21 protein-coding genes are annotated in these 24,220 nt (G+C 45.5%); 14 read left to right on the top strand and 7 right to left on the bottom strand.

The features are described 5' to 3' along the window. Nucleotides 1–110: 110 nt before the first annotated feature. From PCH02S_RS05345 to PCH02S_RS05320, 6 genes are all read left to right on the top strand, one after another. Nucleotides 111–1,238: an alginate lyase family protein gene (locus PCH02S_RS05345; protein WP_127450796.1), complete on the top strand. Its 1,128-nt coding sequence runs from the start codon at nt 111–113 to the stop codon at nt 1,236–1,238. Between the two features lie 85 nt (nt 1,239–1,323). Beyond that, the gene (locus PCH02S_RS05340; protein WP_127450794.1) at nt 1,324–3,648 is read left to right on the top strand and encodes a helix-turn-helix domain-containing protein; all 2,325 of its coding nucleotides are present in this window, start codon (nt 1,324–1,326) and stop codon (nt 3,646–3,648) included. A 202-nt stretch (nt 3,649–3,850) separates the two neighbouring features. Next, on the top strand, nt 3,851–5,491 hold the full coding sequence (locus PCH02S_RS05335; protein ID WP_127450792.1) for a type 2 periplasmic-binding domain-containing protein: 1,641 nt from the start codon (nt 3,851–3,853) through the stop codon (nt 5,489–5,491). Between the two features lie 115 nt (nt 5,492–5,606). Then, on the top strand, nt 5,607–6,539 hold the full coding sequence (locus PCH02S_RS05330; protein WP_246068968.1) for an ABC transporter permease: 933 nt from the start codon (nt 5,607–5,609) through the stop codon (nt 6,537–6,539). Between the two features lie 19 nt (nt 6,540–6,558). Next, a complete protein-coding gene (locus PCH02S_RS05325; RefSeq protein WP_174806734.1) occupies nt 6,559–7,437 on the top strand; it encodes a carbohydrate ABC transporter permease in 879 nt (292 codons plus the stop codon). Nucleotides 7,438–7,452: 15 nt separating this feature from the next. After that, nucleotides 7,453–9,696 carry a glycosyl hydrolase family 95 catalytic domain-containing protein gene (locus PCH02S_RS05320; RefSeq protein WP_246068954.1) on the top strand — a complete coding sequence of 748 codons (2,244 nt, stop codon included), beginning with the start codon at nt 7,453–7,455 and terminating at the stop codon, nt 9,694–9,696. 353 nt (nt 9,697–10,049) lie between these two features. Here PCH02S_RS05320 and PCH02S_RS05315 read toward each other — a convergent pair whose 3' ends face one another. The 4 genes from PCH02S_RS05315 to PCH02S_RS05300 form a co-directional block, all read right to left on the bottom strand. Further along, complete coding sequence (locus PCH02S_RS05315; RefSeq protein ID WP_127450791.1) at nt 10,050–10,676, bottom strand: nitroreductase family protein; 627 nt, start codon at nt 10,674–10,676, stop codon at nt 10,050–10,052. Between the two features lie 89 nt (nt 10,677–10,765). Then, a complete protein-coding gene (locus tag PCH02S_RS05310; protein WP_127450789.1) occupies nt 10,766–11,287 on the bottom strand; it encodes a hypothetical protein in 522 nt (173 codons plus the stop codon). Between the two features lie 114 nt (nt 11,288–11,401). Further along, nucleotides 11,402–12,643, bottom strand: a complete 1,242-nt coding sequence (locus PCH02S_RS05305; protein ID WP_174806733.1) for an MFS transporter — start codon at nt 12,641–12,643, stop codon at nt 11,402–11,404. 146 nt (nt 12,644–12,789) lie between these two features. Beyond that, entirely contained in the window at nt 12,790–13,263 is a 474-nt protein-coding gene (locus tag PCH02S_RS05300) for a MarR family transcriptional regulator (RefSeq protein WP_127450787.1), read from the bottom strand. A 255-nt stretch (nt 13,264–13,518) separates the two neighbouring features. Between PCH02S_RS05300 and PCH02S_RS05295 the strand changes: the two genes are divergently transcribed. Continuing rightward, complete coding sequence (locus PCH02S_RS05295; RefSeq protein ID WP_127450785.1) at nt 13,519–14,394, top strand: cation diffusion facilitator family transporter; 876 nt, start codon at nt 13,519–13,521, stop codon at nt 14,392–14,394. A 16-nt stretch (nt 14,395–14,410) separates the two neighbouring features. Here PCH02S_RS05295 and PCH02S_RS05290 read toward each other — a convergent pair whose 3' ends face one another. Beyond that, nucleotides 14,411–15,082, bottom strand: a complete 672-nt coding sequence (locus PCH02S_RS05290; protein ID WP_127450784.1) for an SIMPL domain-containing protein — start codon at nt 15,080–15,082, stop codon at nt 14,411–14,413. A gap of 218 nt (nt 15,083–15,300) precedes the next feature. Between PCH02S_RS05290 and PCH02S_RS05285 the strand changes: the two genes are divergently transcribed. Beyond that, a complete protein-coding gene (locus tag PCH02S_RS05285) occupies nt 15,301–16,083 on the top strand; it encodes a squalene/phytoene synthase family protein (RefSeq protein ID WP_127450782.1) in 783 nt (260 codons plus the stop codon). 88 nt (nt 16,084–16,171) lie between these two features. Here the strand turns inward: PCH02S_RS05285 and PCH02S_RS05280 are convergent, their stop codons facing one another. Further along, complete coding sequence (locus PCH02S_RS05280) at nt 16,172–16,381, bottom strand: alpha/beta-type small acid-soluble spore protein (protein ID WP_127450781.1); 210 nt, start codon at nt 16,379–16,381, stop codon at nt 16,172–16,174. Between the two features lie 214 nt (nt 16,382–16,595). Here PCH02S_RS05280 and PCH02S_RS05275 point away from each other — a divergent pair, with 214 nt between their 5' ends. Genes PCH02S_RS05275 through PCH02S_RS05255 form a run of 5 tightly spaced genes read left to right on the top strand, consistent with a single transcriptional unit; the run spans nt 16,596 to nt 21,452 of the window. Then, complete coding sequence (locus PCH02S_RS05275) at nt 16,596–18,080, top strand: M81 family metallopeptidase (RefSeq protein ID WP_127450779.1); 1,485 nt, start codon at nt 16,596–16,598, stop codon at nt 18,078–18,080. Then, nucleotides 18,077–19,402, top strand: coding sequence for an aspartate aminotransferase family protein (locus PCH02S_RS05270; protein ID WP_127450777.1), 1,326 nt, complete (start codon nt 18,077–18,079; stop codon nt 19,400–19,402). Before PCH02S_RS05275 ends, PCH02S_RS05270 begins: the two co-directional genes overlap by 4 nt. Before the next feature lie 30 nt (nt 19,403–19,432). Next, on the top strand, nt 19,433–20,284 hold the full coding sequence (locus PCH02S_RS05265; RefSeq protein WP_127450776.1) for an SMP-30/gluconolactonase/LRE family protein: 852 nt from the start codon (nt 19,433–19,435) through the stop codon (nt 20,282–20,284). Beyond that, complete coding sequence (locus PCH02S_RS05260; RefSeq protein ID WP_127450774.1) at nt 20,281–20,670, top strand: RidA family protein; 390 nt, start codon at nt 20,281–20,283, stop codon at nt 20,668–20,670. Before PCH02S_RS05265 ends, PCH02S_RS05260 begins: the two co-directional genes overlap by 4 nt. Next, on the top strand, nt 20,667–21,452 hold the full coding sequence (locus PCH02S_RS05255; protein WP_127450773.1) for an IclR family transcriptional regulator: 786 nt from the start codon (nt 20,667–20,669) through the stop codon (nt 21,450–21,452). Before PCH02S_RS05260 ends, PCH02S_RS05255 begins: the two co-directional genes overlap by 4 nt. On the opposite strand, the gene PCH02S_RS05250 is transcribed toward PCH02S_RS05255, so the two are convergent. Next, on the bottom strand, nt 21,449–22,267 hold the full coding sequence (locus PCH02S_RS05250; protein WP_127450771.1) for a helix-turn-helix domain-containing protein: 819 nt from the start codon (nt 22,265–22,267) through the stop codon (nt 21,449–21,451). The genes PCH02S_RS05255 and PCH02S_RS05250 overlap by 4 nt on opposite strands. A gap of 230 nt (nt 22,268–22,497) precedes the next feature. Between PCH02S_RS05250 and PCH02S_RS05245 the strand changes: the two genes are divergently transcribed. After that, nucleotides 22,498–24,219, top strand: a complete 1,722-nt coding sequence (locus PCH02S_RS05245) for an amylo-alpha-1,6-glucosidase (protein WP_127450769.1) — start codon at nt 22,498–22,500, stop codon at nt 24,217–24,219. Nucleotide 24,220 lies beyond the last annotated feature (1 nt).

The raw sequence follows: 24,220 nt of genomic DNA, 5'->3' as shown, positions 1-24,220 counted from the left end.
TCTGCAATAAACGGCACATGCTATGCAGCAGATTTGGCCACCCGTAAATTCCGGGGCTGATCTGCTGCATTTAGTGCTTTATATATTCAAATGAAAAGGAGCTAGGGAGCATGAAAGGTATTTACCAAGTAAACAAAGAGAACTGGGGTCAATATTTGGATTTGGAGGCGATCCTCCAGGGGGCTGAAGCTGCACTAATTTCTCCAAGTGTATACATCACAGAAGCGAGAGCTCTGCAAAACCCCGGGAGTGCGCACGACTATTATTCAAACGGAGATTACTGGTGGCCTAATCCAAATACGCCGGATGGGCTGCCTTATGTTCGTCGTGACGGTGAAAGCAATCCGGATAATTTCCATGAACATCGAAATTTGCTTAGACGCATGCGCTCGTTGGTCGCCTGTTTGACTTCCGCTTACCGTATAACGGGGGAGCAGAAATATGCAGCGAAAGCCGTTCAGCTGTTAAACGCATTTTTTATAGACAAGAACACTCGAATGAATCCGCACCTGCTTTATGCACAAGCGATTCCTGGTGTCTGCAACGGACGAGGGATCGGGGTCATTGATACGCTGCATCTAATTGATGTTGCGGCAGCTGTACATGTGTTGAAAAGTAAAGATACCTCTTTACTGAATAGACAGGTTTTGCAAGAGGTCACCAACTGGTTCGCACAATATCTGCAATGGATGAACGAGCACCCGCAAGGGGTGGAAGAACGAAATGAGCCCAACAACCACGGGATTTGCTGGTTCGTACAGGCTGCTGCTTTCGCAAAGTTAACGGGTCATTCTGGTATGCTGGATTATTGCCGAGAAGCATACAAGAGCCGATTGCTCCCGGAGCAGATGGATCTCGATGGCAGTTTCCCGAGGGAATTGTCCCGTACGAAGCCATACGCGTATTCTCTGTTCACCTTGGATAATTTTGTTACGCTTACGCATATCCTCGCCACACCGGAAGATAACCTTTGGGAATTCCAACTTCCTGATGGCAGAGGTGTTCAGAAGGGAATCCATTTTCTACTGCCGTATTTGGAAAATAAAGCATTGTGGCCTTACGGGGCTGATGTCGAATATGATGAGGATTGGCCGGTCGCTATGTCTTTCTTCTTATTTGCCGGGCTTGCGAATGGTTCTGAAAGGCTGCTTGCTTTATGGAGAACGCTCGAGCAAAACCCACAGCAGGCCGAAGTGAGACGAAATATAGCGATTCGGCAACCGCTGCTGTGGCTATGAGTTGTTAGATCGGCAAGACGGTTCCACAAATTTTCGTTATAATAAATGAAAGCAGTTACATCATGGCGATAAGGGGTTAGTGCTAATGAAGTTTAATCGGATCCGGTTCAATAAACGCAGTGTCATCGTTACTTGGCTTACCTCTTATATTTCGGTTCTTCTCGTTCCGATTATTATCAGCGGAATTTTATATGCGGCTTCCTGGCATGTGGTCGAATCGGAGGTGAATCGCGCCAACAATAACGCACTGAAGCAGATGGAATTGGCAATCGACAACAGCCTGGGGGGTATTGAGCGATTGAGTTTGGAAATTTCGCTTAATAAACAGGTGAACGCTTTTATCAATACATCGCAGCCGCTTACGGATAACGATTATTACGATTTAGTCACTATATCCAATGATTTGCGGGTTTATCAGACAGCCAATGAGTTTATTGAACAAATTTATCTGTATTACAAAAATAGCGATACGGTGATCTCCACGCGCAATCGGACAGATAGCCGCCAGCTGTTTCAAATGCTGGATGGACAGACCCTTAAAGGCTATGAGGCGTGGAAGACGTATTTGGATAAACGCTACATTCAGGAATACACTCCGGTTACGATAACGGAGGATGATAATGCCTATAAAGCCGTTTTGTTTGCCAAATCCGTTACGTTGGCGAATCGGGATCAGCCCGGAGCTGTGCTTCTGTTTGTCATGAAAGATTCCAAGCTGCTGGCCAATATCCCGCCGTCCGAAGCTACATCGGTAGCGGTGCTCGATAAAGAGAATCGACTAGTTGCTTCCAGCGGACTACAGCAAAGCCCTGACTTTCTCACTTATGACAAGTTTACAGGGGAAAATGGACTGTTTTACGGAGATGTAGCGGCAAAACAAGTTGCTGTATCGTATACAACATCGGCCAGGACAGGATGGAAATACATGTCGATGATTCCTGCCGAGCGCTTCGACGATAAGATGAAGTATATGAAAAGCTTGGTCTATGCAAGCATTATTCTTAGTCTTCTTCTGGGTGGGCTGGTCACGTTCTTGTTCCTGCGTAAAAATTACAATCCGATTCATCACCTCATTCGAAGCTTCTCGATGAAAGCAGGGATTTCGTTTGCGGAGGGGACGAACGAATATGGCTTTTTGCAAGATGCGCTCAATAATACGTTTGCGGAAAAAGAGCAGGTGGATCGCCGGTTGCACCAGCATCGGGACGCCATTCGCTCCCATTTCTTGCAGGGGCTGCTGAAGGGCAACCTGGAGCAGGACATCCCTGTGCATGAATCGCTTTCCGCTCATGATATCCGGCTGGACTCCCCGCATTTTGCCGTGATTTTGTTCCACATCGATCATTTCGGCAAATTTCAGGATGATGTGGCCATTGATCCGCAGAAAGTAAAATTGATGCAATTCATTCTAATGAATGTGGTGGAAGAAGTGATTGGCCTTCAGAACCAGGGCTTCACGACGGAAATTGAGGATATGCAGGCATGTATTTTTAATTTTGGCTCCGAAGAGCCGGATACGGATGAGCTGAACCGAGTTGCTGAATCGGTGAAATTATTCCTGCTCGATCATTTTCATGTACATTTGACTGTGTCAATTAGTTCTGTACATGAAGATCTGTTTGGTATTGCCGAAGCCTATCAAGAAGCTTTGTCAGCGATGGCTTATCGACTTGTCAAAGGAAGCGGAGCGATCATTCGTTACGACGAATTACCGAGCACCGAGGCTGTCCGGCAGGCCGGAACTTATTATTATCCGCTGCACGTGGAGCAGCAATTGATTAATTTTATCAAGACTGGCGATTATGAAAAGTCGAGCACGATCATTGAGCAAATTATTGAAACCAATGTGTCCAATTCCGTTTTATCGGTGCCGCTTGGCAAATGTCTGATGTTCGATCTAGCGAGCACGATGCTGAAAACAATGAATGAAATCGGCTCGCAAGGAAATAAAAAGTCCTTCATGGAACAATTCAACCCTGTGGAACGATTATCCGAATGTGAAACCATAAAAGAAATGAAAAGAGAAATTCTTTCGATCCTCGAACAGGTCTGTGAGTCCATTCAAGCCGATCGTAAGCAGGAGTATAGTCCGCTTGGTGATCTGGTTAGCGCTTATGTGAAAGCTAACTACGCCGAAGAAAATTTGAACATTTCAATGATTGGAGAGAAATTTGGCATCACGCCTTCTTATCTATCCAAACAATTTAAAGCTCAAACCGGTGACGCGCTTCTTGATTTCATTAGTCGTACACGTTTGGAGGAGGCCAAAAAGCTGTTAACGGAACAACCGTTATCGATTGTGGAAATTGCACGCAAGGTCGGATATAACGATATCAATACGTTTAACCGGACGTTTAAGAAATTCGAGGGCATCACACCAGGGAAATACAAAGAACTGAAACCATTGTGATCTGTTTTATGGAAGTCGTACAAGCTTGCTTGGGCGGCTTTTCATTTTTTGCATAGCGATTTTGGATTCTGATGATTGCGTTTTACGAATTTTAAAGGGGGATTTGCAGTTTTGACGATATTCAAAAAGGCGGTCTACCCTCCATACTTAAGCCATGGTGCTGCAAGACGAGATGCACTATATGATACGAGGGGGATTACCTATGAGGAACCATTCTAAAAGAAAGTCAATTAGCCTCGCGCTAAGCGTTGTAGTAGCTTCGAGCATGTTCGTTGCCTGTTCCAAAGTGAATACAGGGGCGCCAAGTGAAACAGGAACGGCGAAAACGACGGCAACACCGTCAGCCGCAGCAGGCCAATATCCGATCAGCACACAGGATACTTTAACTTCCTGGGAACAGATCGACACGAATCTGGCATCTTTCGTCCCTAACTTGGCTGAATCGCCATTTGGTAAGCGCTTAGAGAGCGAAACAGGGGTTAAGGTGAAGTATACGCACCCGGCAGACGGCCAATCGAAGGACCAATTCAACCTGTTGATCGCTTCGAACAATTTACCGGACGTCATTGAATACAATTGGGGCGGCGGCGGAGCAGCAGCATATCCGGGCGGACCGGAGAAAGCCATCACGGACAAGGTCATTTTACCTCTGAACGATTTGATTGATAAAAATGCTCCCAACTTAAAGAAATTGCTTCAGCAGGATAAAGAGCTGGATAAAATGATCAAGACGGACAATGGCACCTATTACGCATTTCCTATGATTCGGCCAGACAATGGATTGGTATTCAGGGGACCGATGATCCGCAAAGATTGGTTGGATGAGTTGAACCTTCAAGTGCCTACGACAATTGACGAGTGGTATACGGTGCTCAAGGCGTTCAAGGAGAAAAAAGGGGCAACCGCACCATTTTCAGCGCAATACAGCAATGAATTGAATATTCAAGACGCCTTTATCGGTGCTTACAAAACAGCAAATCGCTTCTATATCGACGATCAGGGCAAAGTGAAATACGGTCCTATAGATCCTCAATTCAAGGATGCGCTGGCTTTGTTGCACAAATGGTATGCCGAAGGATTGCTGGATAAAGATTTTGCGCTTAACACGGACTCCAAGTCGCTGGATACCAAATTGATGAGTGATGCGTCTGGTGCAACGGTCGGCTTATTGAGCGGAGGTATGGGCAGATGGATGGATACCGGTAAGAAGAAAAATCCGAAATTCCAACTCGTTGCCGCTCCATATCCTACGTTGAATAAAGGTGAGCGAGCTTTCATCGGCCAACGTGACTTCAAATATAACCCTGCTGCAAGCAAGGCGGTTTCCGGGGATTCCAAACATGCGGAACTGGCCGTCAAATGGATGGATTACGCCTATAGCCCAAAAGGCAGCATGCTCTTCAACTTCGGTATTGAGGGCGAAAGCTACACGATGGATAATGGCGTTCCTAAGTTTTCTGAAAAAATCACGAAAGATCCGAAATATAATTTGCAACAAATGGTTACCCAATACACGAAACCGAACGGTCCATTCCTGGGCGATAGCCGGAAAAGTTTCAATACGTTCAAAGAACAAGATGAAGCGATCAAAATTTGGGAACAAACGGACGCTGTCAAGCACGTAATGCCGCTCTTTTTAACACCGACAGCCGAGGAAAGTAAAGAACTCGCCAAATTAAACACCGCGATTACGAGTTACAAAGAAGAGATGTTCGTCAAATTTGTAATGGGCAAAGAGCCGATCGACAAATTCGATGATTATGTGAAGCGAATCAAAGAAATGGGGATCGACAAGGTTACCCAAATCTATCAAGGCGCTCTGGATCGATACAATAAGAGATAAATAGTCCACGGCAATGCTGGCGGAGGGAGAGACGTTACGTTCCGGCCTTCCGTCGAACAGCGCCAAGGATAGAGAGGGTGATGCTATGAACACCATGATTTCCAAAACCAAGCCGATGACAACCGTTGAGGAAAAAAGGAAATTGAACTTCGGCATTTTTCTGGATATTCGAAAAAACAAACTACTCTATGTGATGCTGCTTCCTGTTCTGATTTACTATGTTGTGTTCCACTACGCGCCCATGTATGGGGCAATGATCGCATTCAAGGATTTCTCCCCGAGATTGGGCATTTGGGGCAGCGATTGGGTCGGATTCGAGCATTTCCGCGAATTCTTTACGGGTCCTTACTTTTGGAGAACGATCAAGAATACGGTTCTAATCAGTTTCTATCAGTTGCTGTTCGGATTCCCGGCTCCGATTGTCTTAGCACTTTTGCTGAATGAATTAAAGCATGCTTTGTTTAAAAGAACTGTGCAAACGATAACGTACATGCCTCATTTTATCTCGTTGATTGTCATTTGCGGGATTCTCAAGGATTTCACTTCCAGTGAAGGGGTTATCAACGATATTGTCGCTTTTTTCGGCGGAGAGCGCGTGACCTTCTTGCTTGAACCCAGCTTGTTCCGCACGGTATATGTATCGTCAGGCATCTGGCAAAATATCGGGTGGGGGACGATCATTTTCTTGGCCGCTTTAACCGGGATCGACCAAGAGCAATACGAAGCAGCCAAAATTGACGGCGCAGGACGATGGAAGCAAATGACACATGTCACCTTGCCGGGACTTATGCCGACGATCATTATTCTGCTTATCCTCGATATCGGCCGTATGATGAATGTCGGGTTTGAGAAAATCATTTTGCTGTATAACCCGGGTACGTATGAAACAGCTGACGTGATTTCTTCCTATGTCTATCGTGTTGGTCTGCAAGATTTTAATTACAGCTTCAGTTCAGCGGTGGGCTTGTTTAACTCGGTCATCAATTTTGTCCTGCTCATTTCATCCAACTGGTTAAGCCGCAAATTTAACGATACGAGCTTGTGGTAAAAAGGAGAGAGAGATCATCATGCTGAACAAAGCGAGCTTCTCTGAGAAATGTTTCGATTATATTAATACGGTATTACTCTTCTTGTTGATGGTCCTTACCGTATATCCGCTGCTTTATGTGGCGTTTGCTTCCGTCAGTGACGCCGGAAGCCTGATGGGGCACAAAGGCATTTTATGGCGTCCCATTGGTTTCTCGCTTGATGCCTATACGAATGTCTTCCGCAATCCGATGATCTTAAAAGGTTATGGAAATACCTTGTTTGTCGTATTGATGGGCTTGGCGCTTAATATTACTCTGACCTCATTCGGAGCTTACGCTCTTTCTCGCAAAAGCTTGCAATACCGCAAGCCGCTCATGTTATTCATCATCTTTACCATGTTTTTTAGCGGAGGATTGATCCCGCTCTACTTGACGGTCAAGGGAGTAGGGCTCGTTGATTCCCTGTGGGCGCTTATCATTCCGCAGGCTATTAATACGTTCAACTTGATTCTGATGAAGACCGCATTCGAAGCCATTCCCGATGCACTGGAGGAGTCGGCCAAAATGGACGGAGCGAACGATTTCGTCATTTTATTCCGAATCGTACTGCCGCTTTCGATGCCCGTAATCGCCGTGATGCTGCTGTATTACGGTGTGAGCCATTGGAACTCCTGGTTCAATGCGATGATCTTTCTGCAGGAGCGTTCGCTCTACCCGCTGCAATTAGTGCTAAGGGAGATCCTGCTGCAAGGGGAAGCCAATGCGAATACTGGCGCTTCAGACGGTGATGCGGCTATGCTTGCGGCTACTTTAAAGTATGCGACGATTATTGTTGCTACGGTTCCGATTTTGTTCGTTTATCCATTTTTGCAGAAATATTTCGTCAAAGGTGCGCTTATTGGTGCCATCAAGGGATAAAGGAGGAGACTTGGCGTGAAAGAAAGCAAGGGCTCGGCGATTCACATGGAGGTAGATTGGGAGCGTTTCATGTCAGCCAACGATATGGAATGGGTAGTAAAGCCGGTTAGCTGGGATGAAGGGGCATTCCTTGGCAACGGCTTACTGGGTACGATGGTTTATGGAGAAGAGCATGCAAGCAAGCGGCATGTGCTCCGCATGGTTACCGGCCGCACGGATGTGACGGCGAATCGGGTGGACAAACCCGGATTTCCGCCTCGCGTTCCTCTCGGCGAGCTGGATCTGGAATTGGCAGGAAGAATCTATCATCCGACACATATGCGGGTTTGCTTGTGGAATGCTGAATTGCAGGCGACACTGACAACAACGAGCGGAGAAGTCAAACTTCGCTCGCTTGTACATAGTCTCTATCCGGTGATAGCGGTAGAGATTGAGACAACTCCCGGTGAAAGCGCTGCCCGATGTGCCTGGTATGCCTATCCGGAAGTTGACCCTGTACTCAAAAATGCAGACGGCGTGAATTTAAATCAATATATACCGGCGACTGAAGTGGGACACATGGAAGTAGCAGACGGCATACATGTCTGCACCCAGCGCTATTCGGGTGAGGATGGCTGCGTGACCGCTTGGAAGGATGTGCAGGTTTCTCCGAATCGCCGTATCTGCTGGCTTTCCATTGCCAATGGGCACAATGAATCGGCGATTGCTGAAGCTGTAGAGGCTGTAGCGCAGGCATCGGCGGCCGATTTCGAAGAATGGGTGCAGGCCCACCGTGATTGGTGGCACCAGTATTATCGCCAAAGTTTCGTTTCACTGCCGGATGGCCGTCTGGAAAGCTTTTATTGGATTCAAATGTACAAATTGGCATCGGCAACCAGACCGGATCACCCATTGATCGATAATCAAGGACCATGGCTCACATCCACACCATGGCCAGGTGTCTGGTTCAATATGAACGTGCAGATGAGTTACTCGCCGGTATATACAGCCAATCGTTTGCAAATGGGAGAGTCGCTGGTTCGCACATTAACGGACACCTGGGACAATTTGATTCTGAATGTTCCGGAAGATTGCCGGCATGATTCGGCTGGTTTAGGACGCAGCTGCAGCTTTGATTTGAAGGCTCCAGTCGAGGATGAGGTCGGAAACTTGACCTGGATTTGTCATAGTATTTGGCGGCATTACCGATATGCCATGGACGAAAAGCTGCTGGGAGACGTCTTATTCCCGATTTTAAAACGCAGCGTGAACTATTATCGGCATTTGTTAGAAGAGGGGACAGACGGTTTCCTACATCTGCCTCCGACGATTTCACCGGAATACGGCTCGTTCATGCGGACCACCGTGCGGGATTGCCATTATGATCTATCCTTGCTTCGCTGGGGATGCGAGACATTGCTTCATATTAATCAAAAGCTTGCGATAAAGGATCCATTGATCCAGGTTTGGGAGGACATCCTGGAGAAGCTGGTTCCGCTACCCGTCGATGAGACAGGGTATATGGTTGGGCAAGATATGCCGCTTGCTTACGGGCATCGTCATTTCAGCCACTTGCTGGCGATATTTCCGCTGCACCTGACTGGTGGAGAGACGCAAGAGGAGCACGAATTAATCGCAACTTCTTTGCGCCATTGGCTGGGCAAAGAAGGCGATCTTCGGGGATTCAGCATGACGGGGGCAGCTTCAATTGCCGCTGTGCTTGGTTGGGGGGATGAGGCGTTGCGATTGCTGCAATCGCTTCTGCTGATCATCAAGCCGAATACGATGTACAAGGAAGCGGGACCGGTGATCGAAACCCCGCTGGCTGGCGCCGAGTCGATACACGATATGCTGCTTCAGAGCTGGGGCGGCAAGCTGCGTGTGCTCCCGGCGGTGCCGGTGGCTTGGACGGAGCTGGCGTTCCACGATTTGCGAGCGGAAGGAGCATTCTTGGTCAGCGCTGTGCGCAAAGAGGGCGCCACCCAGTGGATCCGAGTCAAAAGTTTGGCAGGAGAACCGTGTCTAGTCAAGACAGGGTGGAAGGGGCTTGTGCGCTGGAACATTATCGGGAAGGATAACACGGTTCGAGTGTCTGGTGAATCCTTCATCGACGATGAAATATCGCTAGATTTGCATGCAGGTGAAGAGGTTATTCTTTTTGTGGGCGAAGCAGTACCCGATCTGCGTGTGCAGCCTGTCCAAGGAGTCGACAAGGTATCGAATTATTTTGGGGGACATAAGCCGTGGAGGCTTTACGGATTTCCCTCTGGCCGATTGTGACCGAGCGTTACCATCCGTTAACCGTAGCGGAGGTAGGCCCTTTAGTTCCGTGATATGAGCAAGCTGTTCCTGCTCAGCTTTCTCAACCCATGGAGGTGGATGGTTTGTAACGGACCTATAGGCCGTTATTCTGCCAATTTGGCAGAATGTAAGAAACTAACGGACTGAGGTGCCTTTATCTATTCAATATGATGCTGATTTCTGTAAGTTATCGGTCATTTGCGGCGCGTGGGTCCGTTAGCTGCAAGTTCTGCGCTGAAAGCAGTGAATAAGGTCATATCAGTCCGTTAGCGCAAAAAATCCCGGCGAGATTTTCCTCGCCGGGATTTTTTTGTCTTCTTGTTTGCAGCATTCTAGAAGCGATCAAAACTTGTGAATTCTCCCACCGGTTTGCGATAGCCACGCGGTCTGCGTTTCTCTAAATCTTCTTTCCCTATCGTGAGGAGCAGGGCGGGAACATAATTGTCTGGAATATGCAGGATTTGACGCATCATTTCCGCGTCAAAACCGATCATCGGGCAAGTATCCCAGCCTTTTTCCTTGGCAGCGAGCATGAACAGTTGAGCCGAGAGGCTGGCATTTCGGATCGCTTCGTCGCGTTTAAAGCCGTCGCCTCGATTTTCATAAAAATTCGTCACATCTTCCACCGTCGTATCATATTCCTGTTTGCTGATCACCCCGAGTTGCAGTAATCCCTCATTCAATCTAGCAGCATCTTTATAAGCATCAAGGTTTCCTAATACGAGAATAACAGCCGAAGCCGTTTGAACTTTATATTGTTTATAAGCCGCTTGATAAACTTCCTCTTTTATAGCAGGGTCTTTTACGATGATGTAGTGGGCATGTTGCAGGTTAAAAGCAGATGGAGCAAACTTAACCGTGTTCAGAATATCTGTTAAATCTTCATTAGGAATTTCAATATTCGGGATGAATTTATTGGCAGACCTACGTTCTTTAACAATTGTTGAAAAATCACTCATGGATGGATGCCTCCTATAGGATGTACAAGACTTATCGTATAAACGAATCATATGCCTATATTTGGATGGATGTCAATGATTACATTGAATTAATTAATTATGTTGATTTTTATTTTATTAGTTTCTATTTCGTATAATTTCTCAATATTTTCATTGTTTATCTTAAATTTAGCAGTTGCTGAAATCTCATAGGTTTCAGCTTTTTCGATTTTGAATGTATAATTTTCTTTTATTTTACCATGACCAAGTAATACTTGAGATTTAGCTACCAAAGGCATCACAAAAGTATTTACTTGTTTGCCGTTTTTATCTTTAACAATAAAATAAAACACCCCTGATGCATGATCAATAGTAAATGAATCTTCAGATGAATTATTCAATACGGCTTCCACATTAATCATTTTATTTGAATGTATTACCTCTGGAGCAGTTAAAGTGGTTGAAAATATAGCTTCATTAGGAAAAGTTAAACTAGTATTGAGTTCAATTGATTCTTTCGAATCAGTTGATTCAGTGACAACTGGATAAGTTTCAGTTAAGCTACTAGTTTTTAAATTATCGCAAGCTCCAAGAACAATAAATATTGCGATAAATATGGTAAGTTTTTTCATGTTATCCACCTCCACAACTAAAGACGAACCTTAGATGAATAATGTTTCAATTATGGAATAATTTATATTGTAGCTCATTCAAAGTCGGCCACGACATATGACCAAAGGATGTAATTATACGATGCTCTTTTGCATGGTCCCCCTATACAAAACAAATATCGCCGCAGCAATTAGAATCATCCCCATAAAAGCAGGTGCGGCATGGCCAAGCGAGACATAGATTTGTCCTCCGATAACCGGTCCAATCATTCGCGCTAATGCTTGAATAGACTGGCTGCCACCTTGAATTCTGCCTTGTTCACTAGCATCGACAGATTTGGAGAGCATCCCGTTGAAGGAAGGTCCATAGATCGAATCTCCGAAACCGAATATAAACATTCCAGCAATAAAAAGAGGGTAGAAAGTAAACAAAGCCGATAACGCAATAAGGATGTAACCTATGATTTCCGAAACCATCCCAAGAATGACGATCTGTGCATCTCTTAATTTTGTCAGAAGCTTAGGCATAATCAATGCTTGTGAAAGAATATCTTGGAATCCGATAATTGAGAACATAAGACCGATTAGTGCAGGCTTCCAACTGAAAGTATCCAAAGTAAATTGAGAGAATACGGCCTGCAAAGATCCGTTGGGAATCCACAGTAAGAACGCGGAGATAAGCAATCTTTTTAAACTTTTCATGGAAAACAGGTTTGTGAGTTGCGCAAATGGATTTAACCTTACGAAGGAAGTCTCTTTTAGTCTATTTTTCTTTTCAAGACTCTCAGGCATATATAGCAATCCAAAACCAACATTCAATAAGGTGATAATAGCTCCAAAATACATGGGCGCAGCATATCCAAACTTGGCAAGTAAACCACCTAAAGTTGGGCCGATAACCGTGCCTACACCAACAACGGCGCTCACCCATCCGAAGTATTTGGTTCTTTGTTGCGGCGGAATGATATCTGCGAAATATGCGAAAATCGTGCTTATGCTTCCGCCAGTAATACCTTCAATGATGCGTCCGACAAATAGTATCCATAGGGCACCTCCTAAGCCAAAGACGAAGTACCCAATCGCAGAACCCGTGAGGCATATTAAGAGCAAAGGACGACGGCCATATCTGTCGCTCAGCGCTCCAAGTGCCGGGGCCGCAAAAAACACACAGACTGCGTAAACTGATGTCAGCAGGGTAACCGCTATAGCTTGTTCGCCCGGACCGCTTGTATAAGGCTGGACAAGGAATGGGATGACAGGTGCAATGATACTGAAGCCTATTCCGCAAAGAAACACAGACATTAACCCGAAAAGTAATGCCTTTTTATCTACGGTTTGCTCTATGTTCGGTTTATTTTGTGATGGAATTGAAGACACGTAAAGTCTCCTTTCAACAACATATTTTGCTTCCTAGGAAACAAAATTATCACGATTTTGCTTCCTTGTCAACAAAAACAAGGGCATTAAAAAGCAGCCAACTCATCAGAGAGTCCGGCTGCTTGTGCATTTTTATGAGAAAACTTTTATTCAGACTTAAGCTCTACACCCAATTTCTTTATCTCAGCATCCAAATGACTGCTATACTTTTCTACGAATTTAAGCATACTATCAAATTGTTTCTCGGTTACCTGCTCAAATACGGCTTTATCCCGCTCTCTAAATTCTTTGTGGAGTTCCTCGTGGACTTTATCAATTTCTTTGCCTAGCTCAGTAAGCCTGAAATAAATTTCTTTCTTATTTTCCTGCTTCCGATAGCTTTCGATAAGGCCTTTTTGTATGAGCTTTTTCGTTAGTTTACTTATGGCACCGCTTGTCATATAAAAGGATTCCGCAAGCTTGGTCACGTTGGAATCTTCATTTCTGCCAATGTATTCGATGCAATGCACCTCAGTAGAAGTATACCCCTTAAGACTAACTTCCATCTTAGATTTATTAAGCCAGACCATCTTATTGAATAAGTCCCTGAACCTCATGATGACTTGATCTTCTTTATTCATGGCTTGTCCTCCCAGCCGTTGGAGCATGAACTTCATATGAAATTAATTATCTACTAAATTTTCATTTTAAACAATATTTGAAAAGGTTAACAACCCCATAATAGATTGCTATAAACCTAATCTTTTTGTACGAGGCAACTTTCTTTACCCCTACCTATTTTTTCACCCATATGAAAAAACGTTTCTCTAGACCCACACAAACTTCGGTTGATATGATGAACTAGCTGAGCGAAAAGCCGAGGGGAGTACAGGGCTATGGAACAAGAGATGAGATATGAAAATTTAAAAATGGGTGAGCGGGGAGCTGTCATCAGCATTGTTGCCTACATATGTCTTTCCGCCTTGAAGTTAATCGTTGGACATCTATCAGGTTCTGAAGCTTTAAAAGCTGATGGATTAAATAATGCGACAGATATTGTGGCATCCATAGCGGTGTTGATTGGATTAAAATTAGCTCAAAAACCGGCGGATGAAAATCATCCTTATGGACACTGGAAATCAGAAACGATTGCCTCATTAGTCGCGTCATTCATTATGATGGCAGTCGGACTGGATGTATTTATAACCGCTGTCAAATCGATTTTTCAAGCGAAAGAGCAAGCTCCGGACCTCATATCTGTGTGGACGGGGATTTTCTGTGCGGTTGTTATGTATGTTGTCTATCGTTATAATAAAAATCTTGCCCAAAAAATTAAAAGTCAAGCCGTCATGGCTGCAGCAAAAGATAATTTATCCGATGCTTTTGTAAGTATCGGGACCGTCATCGGCATCGTTGGTTCCCAATTCCGTTTGCCCTGGCTTGACCCTCTGACCGCGGTATTGGTTGGATTTATTATATGTAAAACAGCATGGGACATATTCCGTGAAGCCTCTCATTATCTATCAGACGGTTTCGATGAAGCGGCAATTCAAGCTTTTAAAGATACCGTGCTGCAAGTGGAAGGGGTAGAAAGTGTGAAGGACCTCCGAGCTAGAAATTACGGAAGCAATGCGGTTGTAGACGTTGTTCTTTCGGTAAAAGCAGATTTGGATTTTCAAAAAGCTCATGATATTGCAACAAAAGTGGAAAATGAGTTAAAGAAGACATCAGAAGTATTCGAAGTTCATGTCCATTACGAACCTGCTAAATGAGCTACCTGCAAATGAATTAGGCAAAAAGATACCACACGCGAACTGCTGCTTTGATCGTTAATTGTCCAGGTTCAATAGGGGTTTCAACCGAGCTTGCAGCAAACTTGGCTGTAGCCATGTAAGGCATTGGCCCTGCCGGCCGCGGAGATTCCTGCACTTGGGAAGGGATTGCGCCAAGCGTCACACCTAGTGTATTTGCGATGGTATAAGCTTTTTGACGTGCACGTTGAATAGCTACCGACAAGGCTTGATTCTCATAAAATTCTGGATGTGCTATAGTAAACTGAATGCTCGTGACTTGATTCGCGCCATTCGCAACGGCTGTATCAACAAGTTTTCCTGTCTGACCTACATGATCCATGGTGATTTGCAGCAGATGGGTGACCTTATAACCTCGAAAAATTTGTTTCCCATCTACATAATCATTAACGACTTCTATACGATAATCTTGCGTTTGTATCTTTTCTCGGGGGATGTTTAGACTCATCATAGATTGAATGATGTTGGATATGGCTTTGGCGTTATCAGCCTGAATGGCCTGCAAGTTAGGACCCTCCGTCACAACGCCAAGATCAACCACAGCCCGGTCGGGTGTCGCGGTCACAGAACCCTCACCCAGGACTTCGATGGTAGATGAGTGGATTGAATTCGAAGGAGATGCTGTCTTGTTAATTGGATACCCGTACATGGTAGAACTCCTCTCTAGTGGCAGTCATTACTCAATGTATGAGGATTTCCTCTGAAACATAACGGGAGGCTGACGGGGAGCTTCGTAGAGAAATGTTATTAAAATTTGGATTGACAATGACAACGTGTGTTATCATGATATCTAGCTATCTAGAAGTTATATGCTAAACGATTACTTGGAGGGAGAATTTCATTAATAACGTCGTCCTGAATGATGCAATGACCATGTTGAAGGAAACAAGCCGTACTTTTTATATACCTATAAATAGTTTGGATTTAGGCTTGAAAGAGGCTGTCACATCAGCCTATCTATGTATGCGGGCTATAGACGAAATCGAAGATCATGATGATCTAGATGACCCATTGAAAATTGAGTTACTAATCGGAGTACATAAAGCATTCCAATCTCCTAACCCGATGGCGGAAATACAAACTTTACTATCACCGCATAAGGCCGTATTGCCTGCCGTTACGATGCAGCTTGATGAGTGGGCTCAGCTATGTCCAACTTCCGGCGCTCCCATTGTATTTCATTACATCGCCAAGATGTCTTTAGATATGGCCGATTGGGTTCAAAACGGATGGAACATCCATACGGAAGAGGATTTGGACCGCTATACGTACAGTGTTGCTGGCATGGTCGGTGAAATGCTATCCGAACTATGGCAGTGGCATGACGGGACAACATCCGATCGAACGAAGGCGATTGGCTTCGGAAGAGGGCTGCAAGCGGTAAATATTCTCCGAAATCGAGGAGAAGATCTGAAACGCGGCGTGGACTTTTTTCCAAACGGTTGGGGAATGAAGGAAATGCAGCAGTACACGCGCCGCAATTTACAACTTGCCGACGCTTATATCGCAGACCTTAAGGAAGGTCCGGCATTGAAATTTTGCAAAGTGCCCTTGGCGCTTGCTCATGCTACGGTCAACCTTATCGCGGTTGGTGGCAATAAACTGACAAGAGATGCGGTGCTGAAAATTGTTAGTCGTGTATCAGGATAAACGGATCATACATAGATAGAAAAAAAGACTACATTCACCAGGAGGAGGTGAGTGGAGTCTTTTTTGTGTTTGCTACTAAGTTACGATATTAACGTTGGAAACCTTGCAGTTGTTGTTCAGCCATTTGTACCAATCTTTTTGTAATGCTGCCACCAATAGAGCCTGCGTCGCGAGTCGCGAGATTCCCATTGTAACCATCTGGTGATAGAGGAATTCCCAATTGTTGAGCTACTTCATACTTCATTTGATTTAAAGCTGCTTTCGCTTGAGGAACCACTAATGTACTATTGTTTGCCATGGAAAAAATCACTCCTTTTTTTGGTGTACTCCTATCATGCGGAGGTAGAGGAGCTATTATGCATGCTTTTTTTGCAAATCAGATTGGTAATTTTACCCTGAACCAATTTTCTGTATATAAAATATTTTTCTTGATGTAAATAAAATTCGTATGCTACACTATTTCCAGAATATCTCAATTTAATTCCATTATTTGTTAGGTGGTGAACATCTGTATGTTAAGCCAACTGCGCATTGGAGTTGTCGGTGTTTATCATGAAACGAACACTTTCGCTCCAGTACAGACACATTGGAATGATTTTCAACATTGTTTCACGCTTGGGAGGGATGCCTTCATCGACTTATTCGAGCATACCCGAACGACAATGGGAGGCGTTATCACTGCATCTGCAGAAGAGAAAGTTACTCTTGTACCAGGGCTGTATACGTCTGCGACGCCAAGCGGCATCGTGTCGGAAGAAGCAGCAGGGCTGATTTTGGAACAGTTAACACGCTCAATTGCATCTGATCTTGATGGAATGGTCGTTATTCTTCATGGGGCAATGGTTTCTGAACACTGTTTCGACATGGAGACGGCTATATTGGAGGCTATCCGTAGTGATATAGGTGCGCAAATTCCTATAGCGGTAACGGTCGACCTTCATGCCAATTTGGGCGAGAAAATGTCTCGATTATGCGACTTTCTCGTAGGTTACGATACGTATCCGCATATTGACGCCTATGAGCGTGGAGAAGATGCGCTGCATCTCTTGGTTCGTCAGATTCGCGGCGAGATTGAGCCTGTCATGGCCATTGCCAGACCAAACATGCTTGTTGCACCGCAAAAAATGATAACGACAAAAGGGATCATGAAGGCCATCATGGAGGAAGCCTTTGATATGGAGAAAGATCCCGAAGTTCTTAACGTGACCGTCTGCGGTGGATTTCCTTACAGTGATGTGCCTTTTGCAGGAATGGCGTTTGCGGTAACGACCAATCGGAATGAAGCATTGGCCAACTATTATGCGAAGAAGCTGGCTGATCTTGCTTGGGCACACCGAGATGAATTTCTCGTTCAACAAGTTGATGCCGAGCAAGCGATCAGACTTGCCATGGATGCCAAGGAGGGACCCATCCTTCTTGTTGAAGCGTCGGATAATGTAGGCGGGGGAGCTCCAGCCGATGGGACGCATTTGCTGCCTGAGCTATTAAAGCTTCCACTTCGGAGTTTAATCGTTATTCGTGATCGGGAAGCTGTATCCATCGCATGTGAGCGAGGAGTGGGCAGTGAAATTTCGTGCGCTATTGGTGGAAAAAGCGATACCTTGCATGGAAATCCGGTTGAAATTGAAGGGAAAATCAAGCTGCTTTTCGATGGTAAGTATACGCATAGAGGGCCATATATGAAAGGCGCCGTGGCTTATATGGGCAAAACTGCTGTCATTGATACTAATCAAGTTACAATTGTTCTTACAGAGGAACGAGTTCCCCCATGGGATATTGGACATGTCGAATCCATAGGCTTGAACCCGCAAGATTTTCATCTCATTGTGGTTAAATCGGCCGTCGCGTGGATAAGCGCATTCGGTCCTATCGCCAAGCAAGTCATCGAAGTAGATACTCCAGGATGCTGCACCCCCTCACTTCATCGTCTAACCTACCATCATGTTCCACGATCCGTTTTTCCATTTCATTTCCCTGAAAAGGAGCACGCCCAATGAATAGATACTTACAATCCGTAGAGAGATTGCAAGAAGCAAAAAATTATGTGGCGGGAGGTGTGGCAAGCAGTCTTCGAGCCTCTATGAAACCGACGCCGTTGTATGTGCAAAAGGCCTATGGCGCCAGAATTCTGGATGTGGACCATCATGAATATATCGACTATATGTTGGCCTATGGGCCTTTGATTCTCGGTCATGCTCATCCTGCATTTAACGAACAACTGTATGAGGCTATGCAAAAAGGAAGTACATATGGTTTGCAGCACGAGGGTGAAATCCGCTTGGGTCAGCGTTTAACCGAAATATTGCCCTGTGCGGAACAAGTGGCGTTCAGCGGATCGGGGACTGAAGCGGTGATGCTGGCTCTCCGACTCGCACGCGCTTATACGGGTAGGACCAAAACGGTCCGCTTTTATGGCCATTATCATGGGTGGTCGGATGCGATTTTCACGTCTTTCCCGAGCCCGGATTTTTCTTCATCCGGAAATACAGAAGCAGCTGGATCAGAAATAATCCAGGGAACTGCAGGTCAAAGCCAAAACAGCCTGAAAGATCTCATTTTGCTCCCATGGAACGATCCTGCAGCTTTGGAGGAAACTTTAACGAAACATCAGCATGAGATTTCGGCGGTTATCACTGAGCCTGTTATGTGTAATTCCGGATGTATTGCCCCTAAACCGGGGTATATGGAGAAAATGAGGGAACTAACCGCAAAGTTCGGCATCGTATTAATTTGGGATGAGGTAATCACTGGATTTCGACTGGGTTTAGGCGGTGCTCACGAGCGATTCGGCATCCTTCCAGATCTTGTGACGATCGGCAAAGCGATGGCAGGGGGGATTCCCTTAAGTGCGGTAGCCGGTAAAAGAGACATTATGCGCCTCATTGAAGAAGGGACGGTTATGCATCTCGGGACATTAAACGGAAATGGCCTAGCTACAGCCGCGGGATTAGCTGTGATCCAAGAGTTGTCCAAATCGGATGGGCAGGCCTTCAAGGACATGGAACATACAGCGACACTACTAACAGATGGGATCCGTTCGATTCTCAGAACAAACGGACTCCAAGCGGTTGTGAATCAGCAGGGGCCAGTATTTCATCTCATGTTTATCGATCACTCAGAGGTGTCAGATTTCGATACGTTCAACCTTCGAGATTCACAGCTGTATACACGATTTGCCGAAGAAATGCTGCATGAGGGCATCCTCGTCCGTCCGAATGGACTTTGGTATGTGTCTACCGCACATGGGGAAAAGGAAGTTCAGGAAACACTGACTGCTGTAGAAAAGGTTGCACAACGAATCGCTGCTCATCGTAGCTAATGGAGTGGGCGCAGAGGGAGGTGGAAGCAAGTGTTGTATGTGAGCCAAACTTTAACGGAATCCCACTTGTTTACCTCAGGGATTGAAGGGCCAGCCTGTGATAAACAAGGAAATGTGTATGCCGTGAACTACGCTAGAAGACATACGATCGGGAAAGTAACGCCTGAAGGGGTTGGCCGTTTATTTCTTGAACTTCCTGATGGAGCTACGGGAAATGCGATTCGCTTTCACCAGGGACATATGTTCATCGCCGATTACACCGGACACCGAATTCTACGCGTTGACATGCAAACGCTTCAAATTCATACCTTTGCCGAGCAGCCTGCCATGAACCAGCCTAATGACCTTGCTATCACTAAGAAAGGCGTGTGGTTTGCAAGCGACCCAAATTGGAAGCAATCCAATGGGATGCTTTGGCGTATCGACCAGAATGGTATATCTAATCTGTTGGAAGCTGGAATGGGAACTACCAATGGCATTGAGGTCAGTTATGACGAACGGAGTTTGTACGTGAACGAGACGGTTCAGCGGCGGATTTGGCGATACGATCTTACAAATGGGTACGATGTCAGTAACAAACGATTATTTTACGAGTTTTCCGACTTCGGACTGGATGGCATGCGCTGCGATATCGAAGGGAATCTGTACGTTACGCGATACGGAAATGGCACTATTGCCGTTCTATCCCCACAAGGGGAATTGGTAAGAGAGATTGCGTTAAACGGCAAACTATGCACAAATGTAACATTTGGAGGAGTGGACGGACGTACCTGTTATATCACTATGGCGGATACGGGAACGATTGAGAGCTTCCGAACAGATACACCAGGTAGATGTTGGGCTCTTTGGAACGACAACAATAGAAGGAGTGATGCAAATTGAAACAACCCATTGCTACGGATGGAGCAAGCGGCAAGCCTTTTTCTTCCGCGATCGAAGCGGGAGGTTTCGTGTTCGTGTCCGGCCAAGGAGGACTGGACCCTGCAACCGGACGAGTCGTTAGCACGGACTTGAAGGCTCAAACACGGCAGACGCTGGAGAACATTCGAATTATTTTACAAAAAGCAAATGCCGCTTTAGAGGATGTAGTGAAAGTGAACGTCTATTTAAAAGAGCGATCCCATTATGAGGCTTTTAACGAGGTGTACGGAAGCTATTTTGCTTATCCCTATCCAGCTAGGACGACCATCTATTGTGATTTGAATTTTGATATTTTGGTCGAAATCGATGTCATTGCACTTTGTCCAAAAAGGGTGGATCAGGAATGAGTATATCGGATAAATCAAGCCAAACCGTCAAATCGGCTGACCGTGTACTGGATATATTTGAATTGTTCGGGGAAGTGGACACACGTGAATTAAGCTTAATGGACATCACACGCCGACTGGAGCTCCCGGCCAGCAGTGTATTTAAAATTTTGCAGAATCTGGTTCAGCGTGGTTATTTGGAGAAGGATGAGAACGGCAAAATGTTCCATCTTGGTTATAAAATTTTTCAAATCGGGGCCAAATATGCACAACAGACAAACTTAACGACAGAGTTTCAATATATGGCTTCGCAAATCGTCTCGGAAGTAAATGAAGCCGTTTATTTAGCGATTCGGAGCGATAGGAATATCTTGTATATTGCTGAAAAACAGAGCACGCACCATGTGCGTTTTGTCTCGCATTTGGGGATGAAGCTGCCGCTTCACACGACAGCGATGGGAAAATTATTTTTAAGTGCCATGCGTGATGACGATATCCGTCAGCTGTACAGTGAGCAAGAACTGGGCCTTCTGACCGATCGGACGATCTCTGATCTTGACAAATTATTCGAGCAGCTCCGGGAAATTCGCCGGGATGGCGTAGCTTTCAGCGAGGGGGAAGCGGTACACGGCATCCGTTGTGCAGCTGCTCCCATCTATAATGCGAATCAAGAAATGATAGCCGCGATGAGCATTTCCATTCCGACAACCCGTTGGAAGGAAGAAACATGGAGCCAGATGACAGAGCTGGTCGTAAAAGGGGCGAAGAAATTGACTTCGATTCACTATTATCAAGCTACTTAACCATCGGTAAACTGTTTCCTCAACTCCAACGGTGTGAACCCGTTCATTTCCTTAAATACTTTGTCAAAGTAATTCACATTACAGAAACCGGTACGCTCTGCAATTTGCGTAATGGTGAGGTCTTTTTCGATCAATAAGCGTTTGGCCATCTCTACTCGATAGCGGTTGATATAGTTCATGGGGGAAAGTCCGGTGACTTTTTTAAATAAACGGGTAAAGTGAAAAGGGCTCAAATTGACCAGCCCGCCGAGGGTGTCGGTATAAATCTTTTGAGCATAACTGGTTTCTATGAAATCAATCGCTGGCTTGAGCCGTTTGTATTGATCAAAGCTTTTGTTCAAGTCTTTTGATAGAGAAAGCTCTTGTTGAAAGCTGCGAAGCATTGGAATCATCATGCGATACAGGGAGGATTTAATGATGAGCTCACAGCCAATCTCTTGTGCCGCGTACTCTTTGTAGGCAAGTTCAAAGTGGGTTGTCAGTTCGTTCCATAACGGATGTGAGGGGAGGATGGGCTCCAGGATGGGAGCAGTCTGTATGAAGCGGGCGTATAGATGCTGTAATTCGGAATGCTCAAAAGATCCGGATAACAAGGACATATCGAAGATCATGCCATGGATGGTGCTGCTCTTGCCGTTCAGCGACTGCATCGAATGAATCTTGCAGCTATTAATAAATAATATAGCCGGTGCACGTACGACAAAGGAACGATTATCGATATGAATCTGCGCTTCACCTTCCATGAGCTGGATAAACTCTAGGTGTTCGTGCCAGTGAGGTCTGACCAAGTGAAAACAGCTAATGACTTCGGTCATTCGTAAAGGAAAGCGCCTACCTTCGAAGGGCTCAATTTTCTTCAAAGCATCCAATGCTGCTCACCCGCCTTATCTATTAGATGATTCTGAGTATACCATAGTCTAATCCGTACCGAAACGAAGAAAAGAGCAAAATCTTGTAAGGAAAGCGCAATTTCTTCTATAGAACCTGATATCTGAAATAAGCCATAATAAAGTCAATAAAAGGGTTCATAGAGGAGAGAGCAAATTTGACGGGCAAGATGGCGCTGCATGTTCAGAAGCATTTACCAGATTTATGGAAAGAGGGAGCACTGTTTGCTTTCTCCGGATATGACGGACAAACGGATTCGAATTCTCAATTCGTAGCAACGGTAGGGGCTGAGGAGATCAGCCTGTTATTTCATACACCGAAGCGCAGAAGGTTAGAATTTCTTGTTCCCCATTCAGGCGAAGTTCGAATCGCCACAGGAGATGTCCTGTTAACGGAAATGGACGAGGGCCCGCTGCTAGCGGTTTATCAGAGTTGGCATACATTGATCGGTCTAGCCCCTCCAAGCATTGAAATCCGTTTAAGCTTTGAAGAAGATGAAGGGGGCAAAGCTTGGACAAAAGATGCCCTTATCGTAACGGAGTCGGCAAACGGAAGGGATGTCATCGTACTTTTAAGAGACGAGGAACGATGGGCCTTAGCTTACGGGAGCCATCTCGATGAAGCTGTCAGCCGGGTGATGAAAGGATTGACATTCCATGCCTGGGAAGAAACGGAAGCCAGGCTGCAATTTTTTCAGCATGTTCCCAGCCTCGAAGATCCGTCTAAAGAACGACTGCTTAACAAGTGTTTCAGCGTAATGAAAGTCAATACACTGGCTCCTGAAGGCGTCATTCGCCAACGCTGGTCCACGCCTGATCGTGTTCCGCACCAAGCGATGTGGCTGTGGGATTCCGTATTTCATTCGTTTGCGATGAATAAGTTGAACCCTGAGTTATCCTGGGAATTCCTGAAATCTGTCTTGGATACTCAGCGTGAAGATGGCATGATTCCTCATACCTGCAAAGTTGACGGAACAGGTTCTAGCATGACGCAGCCTCCCTTACTGGCATGGGGCGTCTGGGAGAATTACCTGCATTCGAAGCAAAGCAATTACTTACGTTACGCGCTCCCTATATTGGAACGATATTTAAATTGGGATCTCACGAACCGCGACCGCAATGGAAATGGACTGCTGGAATGGATGATCGAAGGCAATCCGCTTTGCCGGTCGGGAGAATCCGGCATGGATAATTCACCACGTTTCGATCGTGCGGCGATTTTGGATGCCGTTGATTTCTCTGTTTTCGCCGCTCAGGATGCTCATTGCCTCGGATTAATCGCGGATGTGCTCGGAGAGACGGCAATAGCTCAACGTTGGCAGCGAAAAGCGGCTGATCTGAACGATCAAATTCAGCATATGCTCTGGGATGAGAGCGAAGGCTTTTATTATGATCGGGACATGGACGGAACCTTCTCTCGGGTGAAGGCAGTAAGTGGATTTTTGCCTCTGCTGCTGGATCATTTGCCTCAAGAACGAGCAGATCGTCTAATCGCCATGCTGAATGATCCCAATCATTTCCAAACTGCATTCCCTATCCCAACAACAGCCGCCTCTGAACAAACCTACAGCACAGACATGTGGAGAGGTCCTGTCTGGATGAATATGAACTATCTCGTCTATACCGGCCTTAAGAAGCAGGGGAGACATACGGAAGCAGATCAGCTAGCTCAGCAAAGTATTCAAATGGTGCAAAAATATTATGAACAATACGGCGTAATTTTTGAGTATTTTGATTCTGCGGACCTCGTGCCGCCTCCCGAATGCGACCGAAAAGGGCCACCAACAGATACGTATAATATTCGCCAGAAGATGGACGTTGTTAGAGATTTTCATTGGTCAGCTGCATTGACAGCTTGTCTATTAATGGAACAGGCATAGG

It is taken from the genome of Paenibacillus chondroitinus NBRC 15376, from assembly GCF_004000765.1.
Classification (GTDB): Bacteria; Bacillota; Bacilli; order Paenibacillales; family NBRC-103111; genus Paenibacillus_E; species Paenibacillus_E chondroitinus.
This window is presented reverse-complemented; position numbering and strand designations above follow the sequence as displayed.

Coding starts and splice junctions, on each gene's coding strand:
- PCH02S_RS05300 (WP_127450787.1), bottom strand. CDS start 13,263: ATGAATAAAGAAGATCAAGTCATCATGAGGTTCAGGGACTTATTCAAT.
- PCH02S_RS05270 (WP_127450777.1), top strand. CDS start 18,077: ATGAATAGATACTTACAATCCGTAGAGAGATTGCAAGAAGCAAAAAAT.
- PCH02S_RS05295 (WP_127450785.1), top strand. CDS start 13,519: ATGGAACAAGAGATGAGATATGAAAATTTAAAAATGGGTGAGCGGGGA.
- PCH02S_RS05330 (WP_246068968.1), top strand. CDS start 5,607: ATGACAACCGTTGAGGAAAAAAGGAAATTGAACTTCGGCATTTTTCTG.
- PCH02S_RS05335 (WP_127450792.1), top strand. CDS start 3,851: ATGAGGAACCATTCTAAAAGAAAGTCAATTAGCCTCGCGCTAAGCGTT.
- PCH02S_RS05325 (WP_174806734.1), top strand. CDS start 6,559: ATGCTGAACAAAGCGAGCTTCTCTGAGAAATGTTTCGATTATATTAAT.
- PCH02S_RS05345 (WP_127450796.1), top strand. CDS start 111: ATGAAAGGTATTTACCAAGTAAACAAAGAGAACTGGGGTCAATATTTG.
- PCH02S_RS05275 (WP_127450779.1), top strand. CDS start 16,596: ATGTTAAGCCAACTGCGCATTGGAGTTGTCGGTGTTTATCATGAAACG.
- PCH02S_RS05250 (WP_127450771.1), bottom strand. CDS start 22,267: ATGACCGAAGTCATTAGCTGTTTTCACTTGGTCAGACCTCACTGGCAC.
- PCH02S_RS05310 (WP_127450789.1), bottom strand. CDS start 11,287: ATGAAAAAACTTACCATATTTATCGCAATATTTATTGTTCTTGGAGCT.
- PCH02S_RS05290 (WP_127450784.1), bottom strand. CDS start 15,082: ATGTACGGGTATCCAATTAACAAGACAGCATCTCCTTCGAATTCAATC.
- PCH02S_RS05280 (WP_127450781.1), bottom strand. CDS start 16,381: ATGGCAAACAATAGTACATTAGTGGTTCCTCAAGCGAAAGCAGCTTTA.
- PCH02S_RS05315 (WP_127450791.1), bottom strand. CDS start 10,676: ATGAGTGATTTTTCAACAATTGTTAAAGAACGTAGGTCTGCCAATAAA.
- PCH02S_RS05285 (WP_127450782.1), top strand. CDS start 15,301: ATGACCATGTTGAAGGAAACAAGCCGTACTTTTTATATACCTATAAAT.
- PCH02S_RS05255 (WP_127450773.1), top strand. CDS start 20,667: ATGAGTATATCGGATAAATCAAGCCAAACCGTCAAATCGGCTGACCGT.
- PCH02S_RS05340 (WP_127450794.1), top strand. CDS start 1,324: ATGAAGTTTAATCGGATCCGGTTCAATAAACGCAGTGTCATCGTTACT.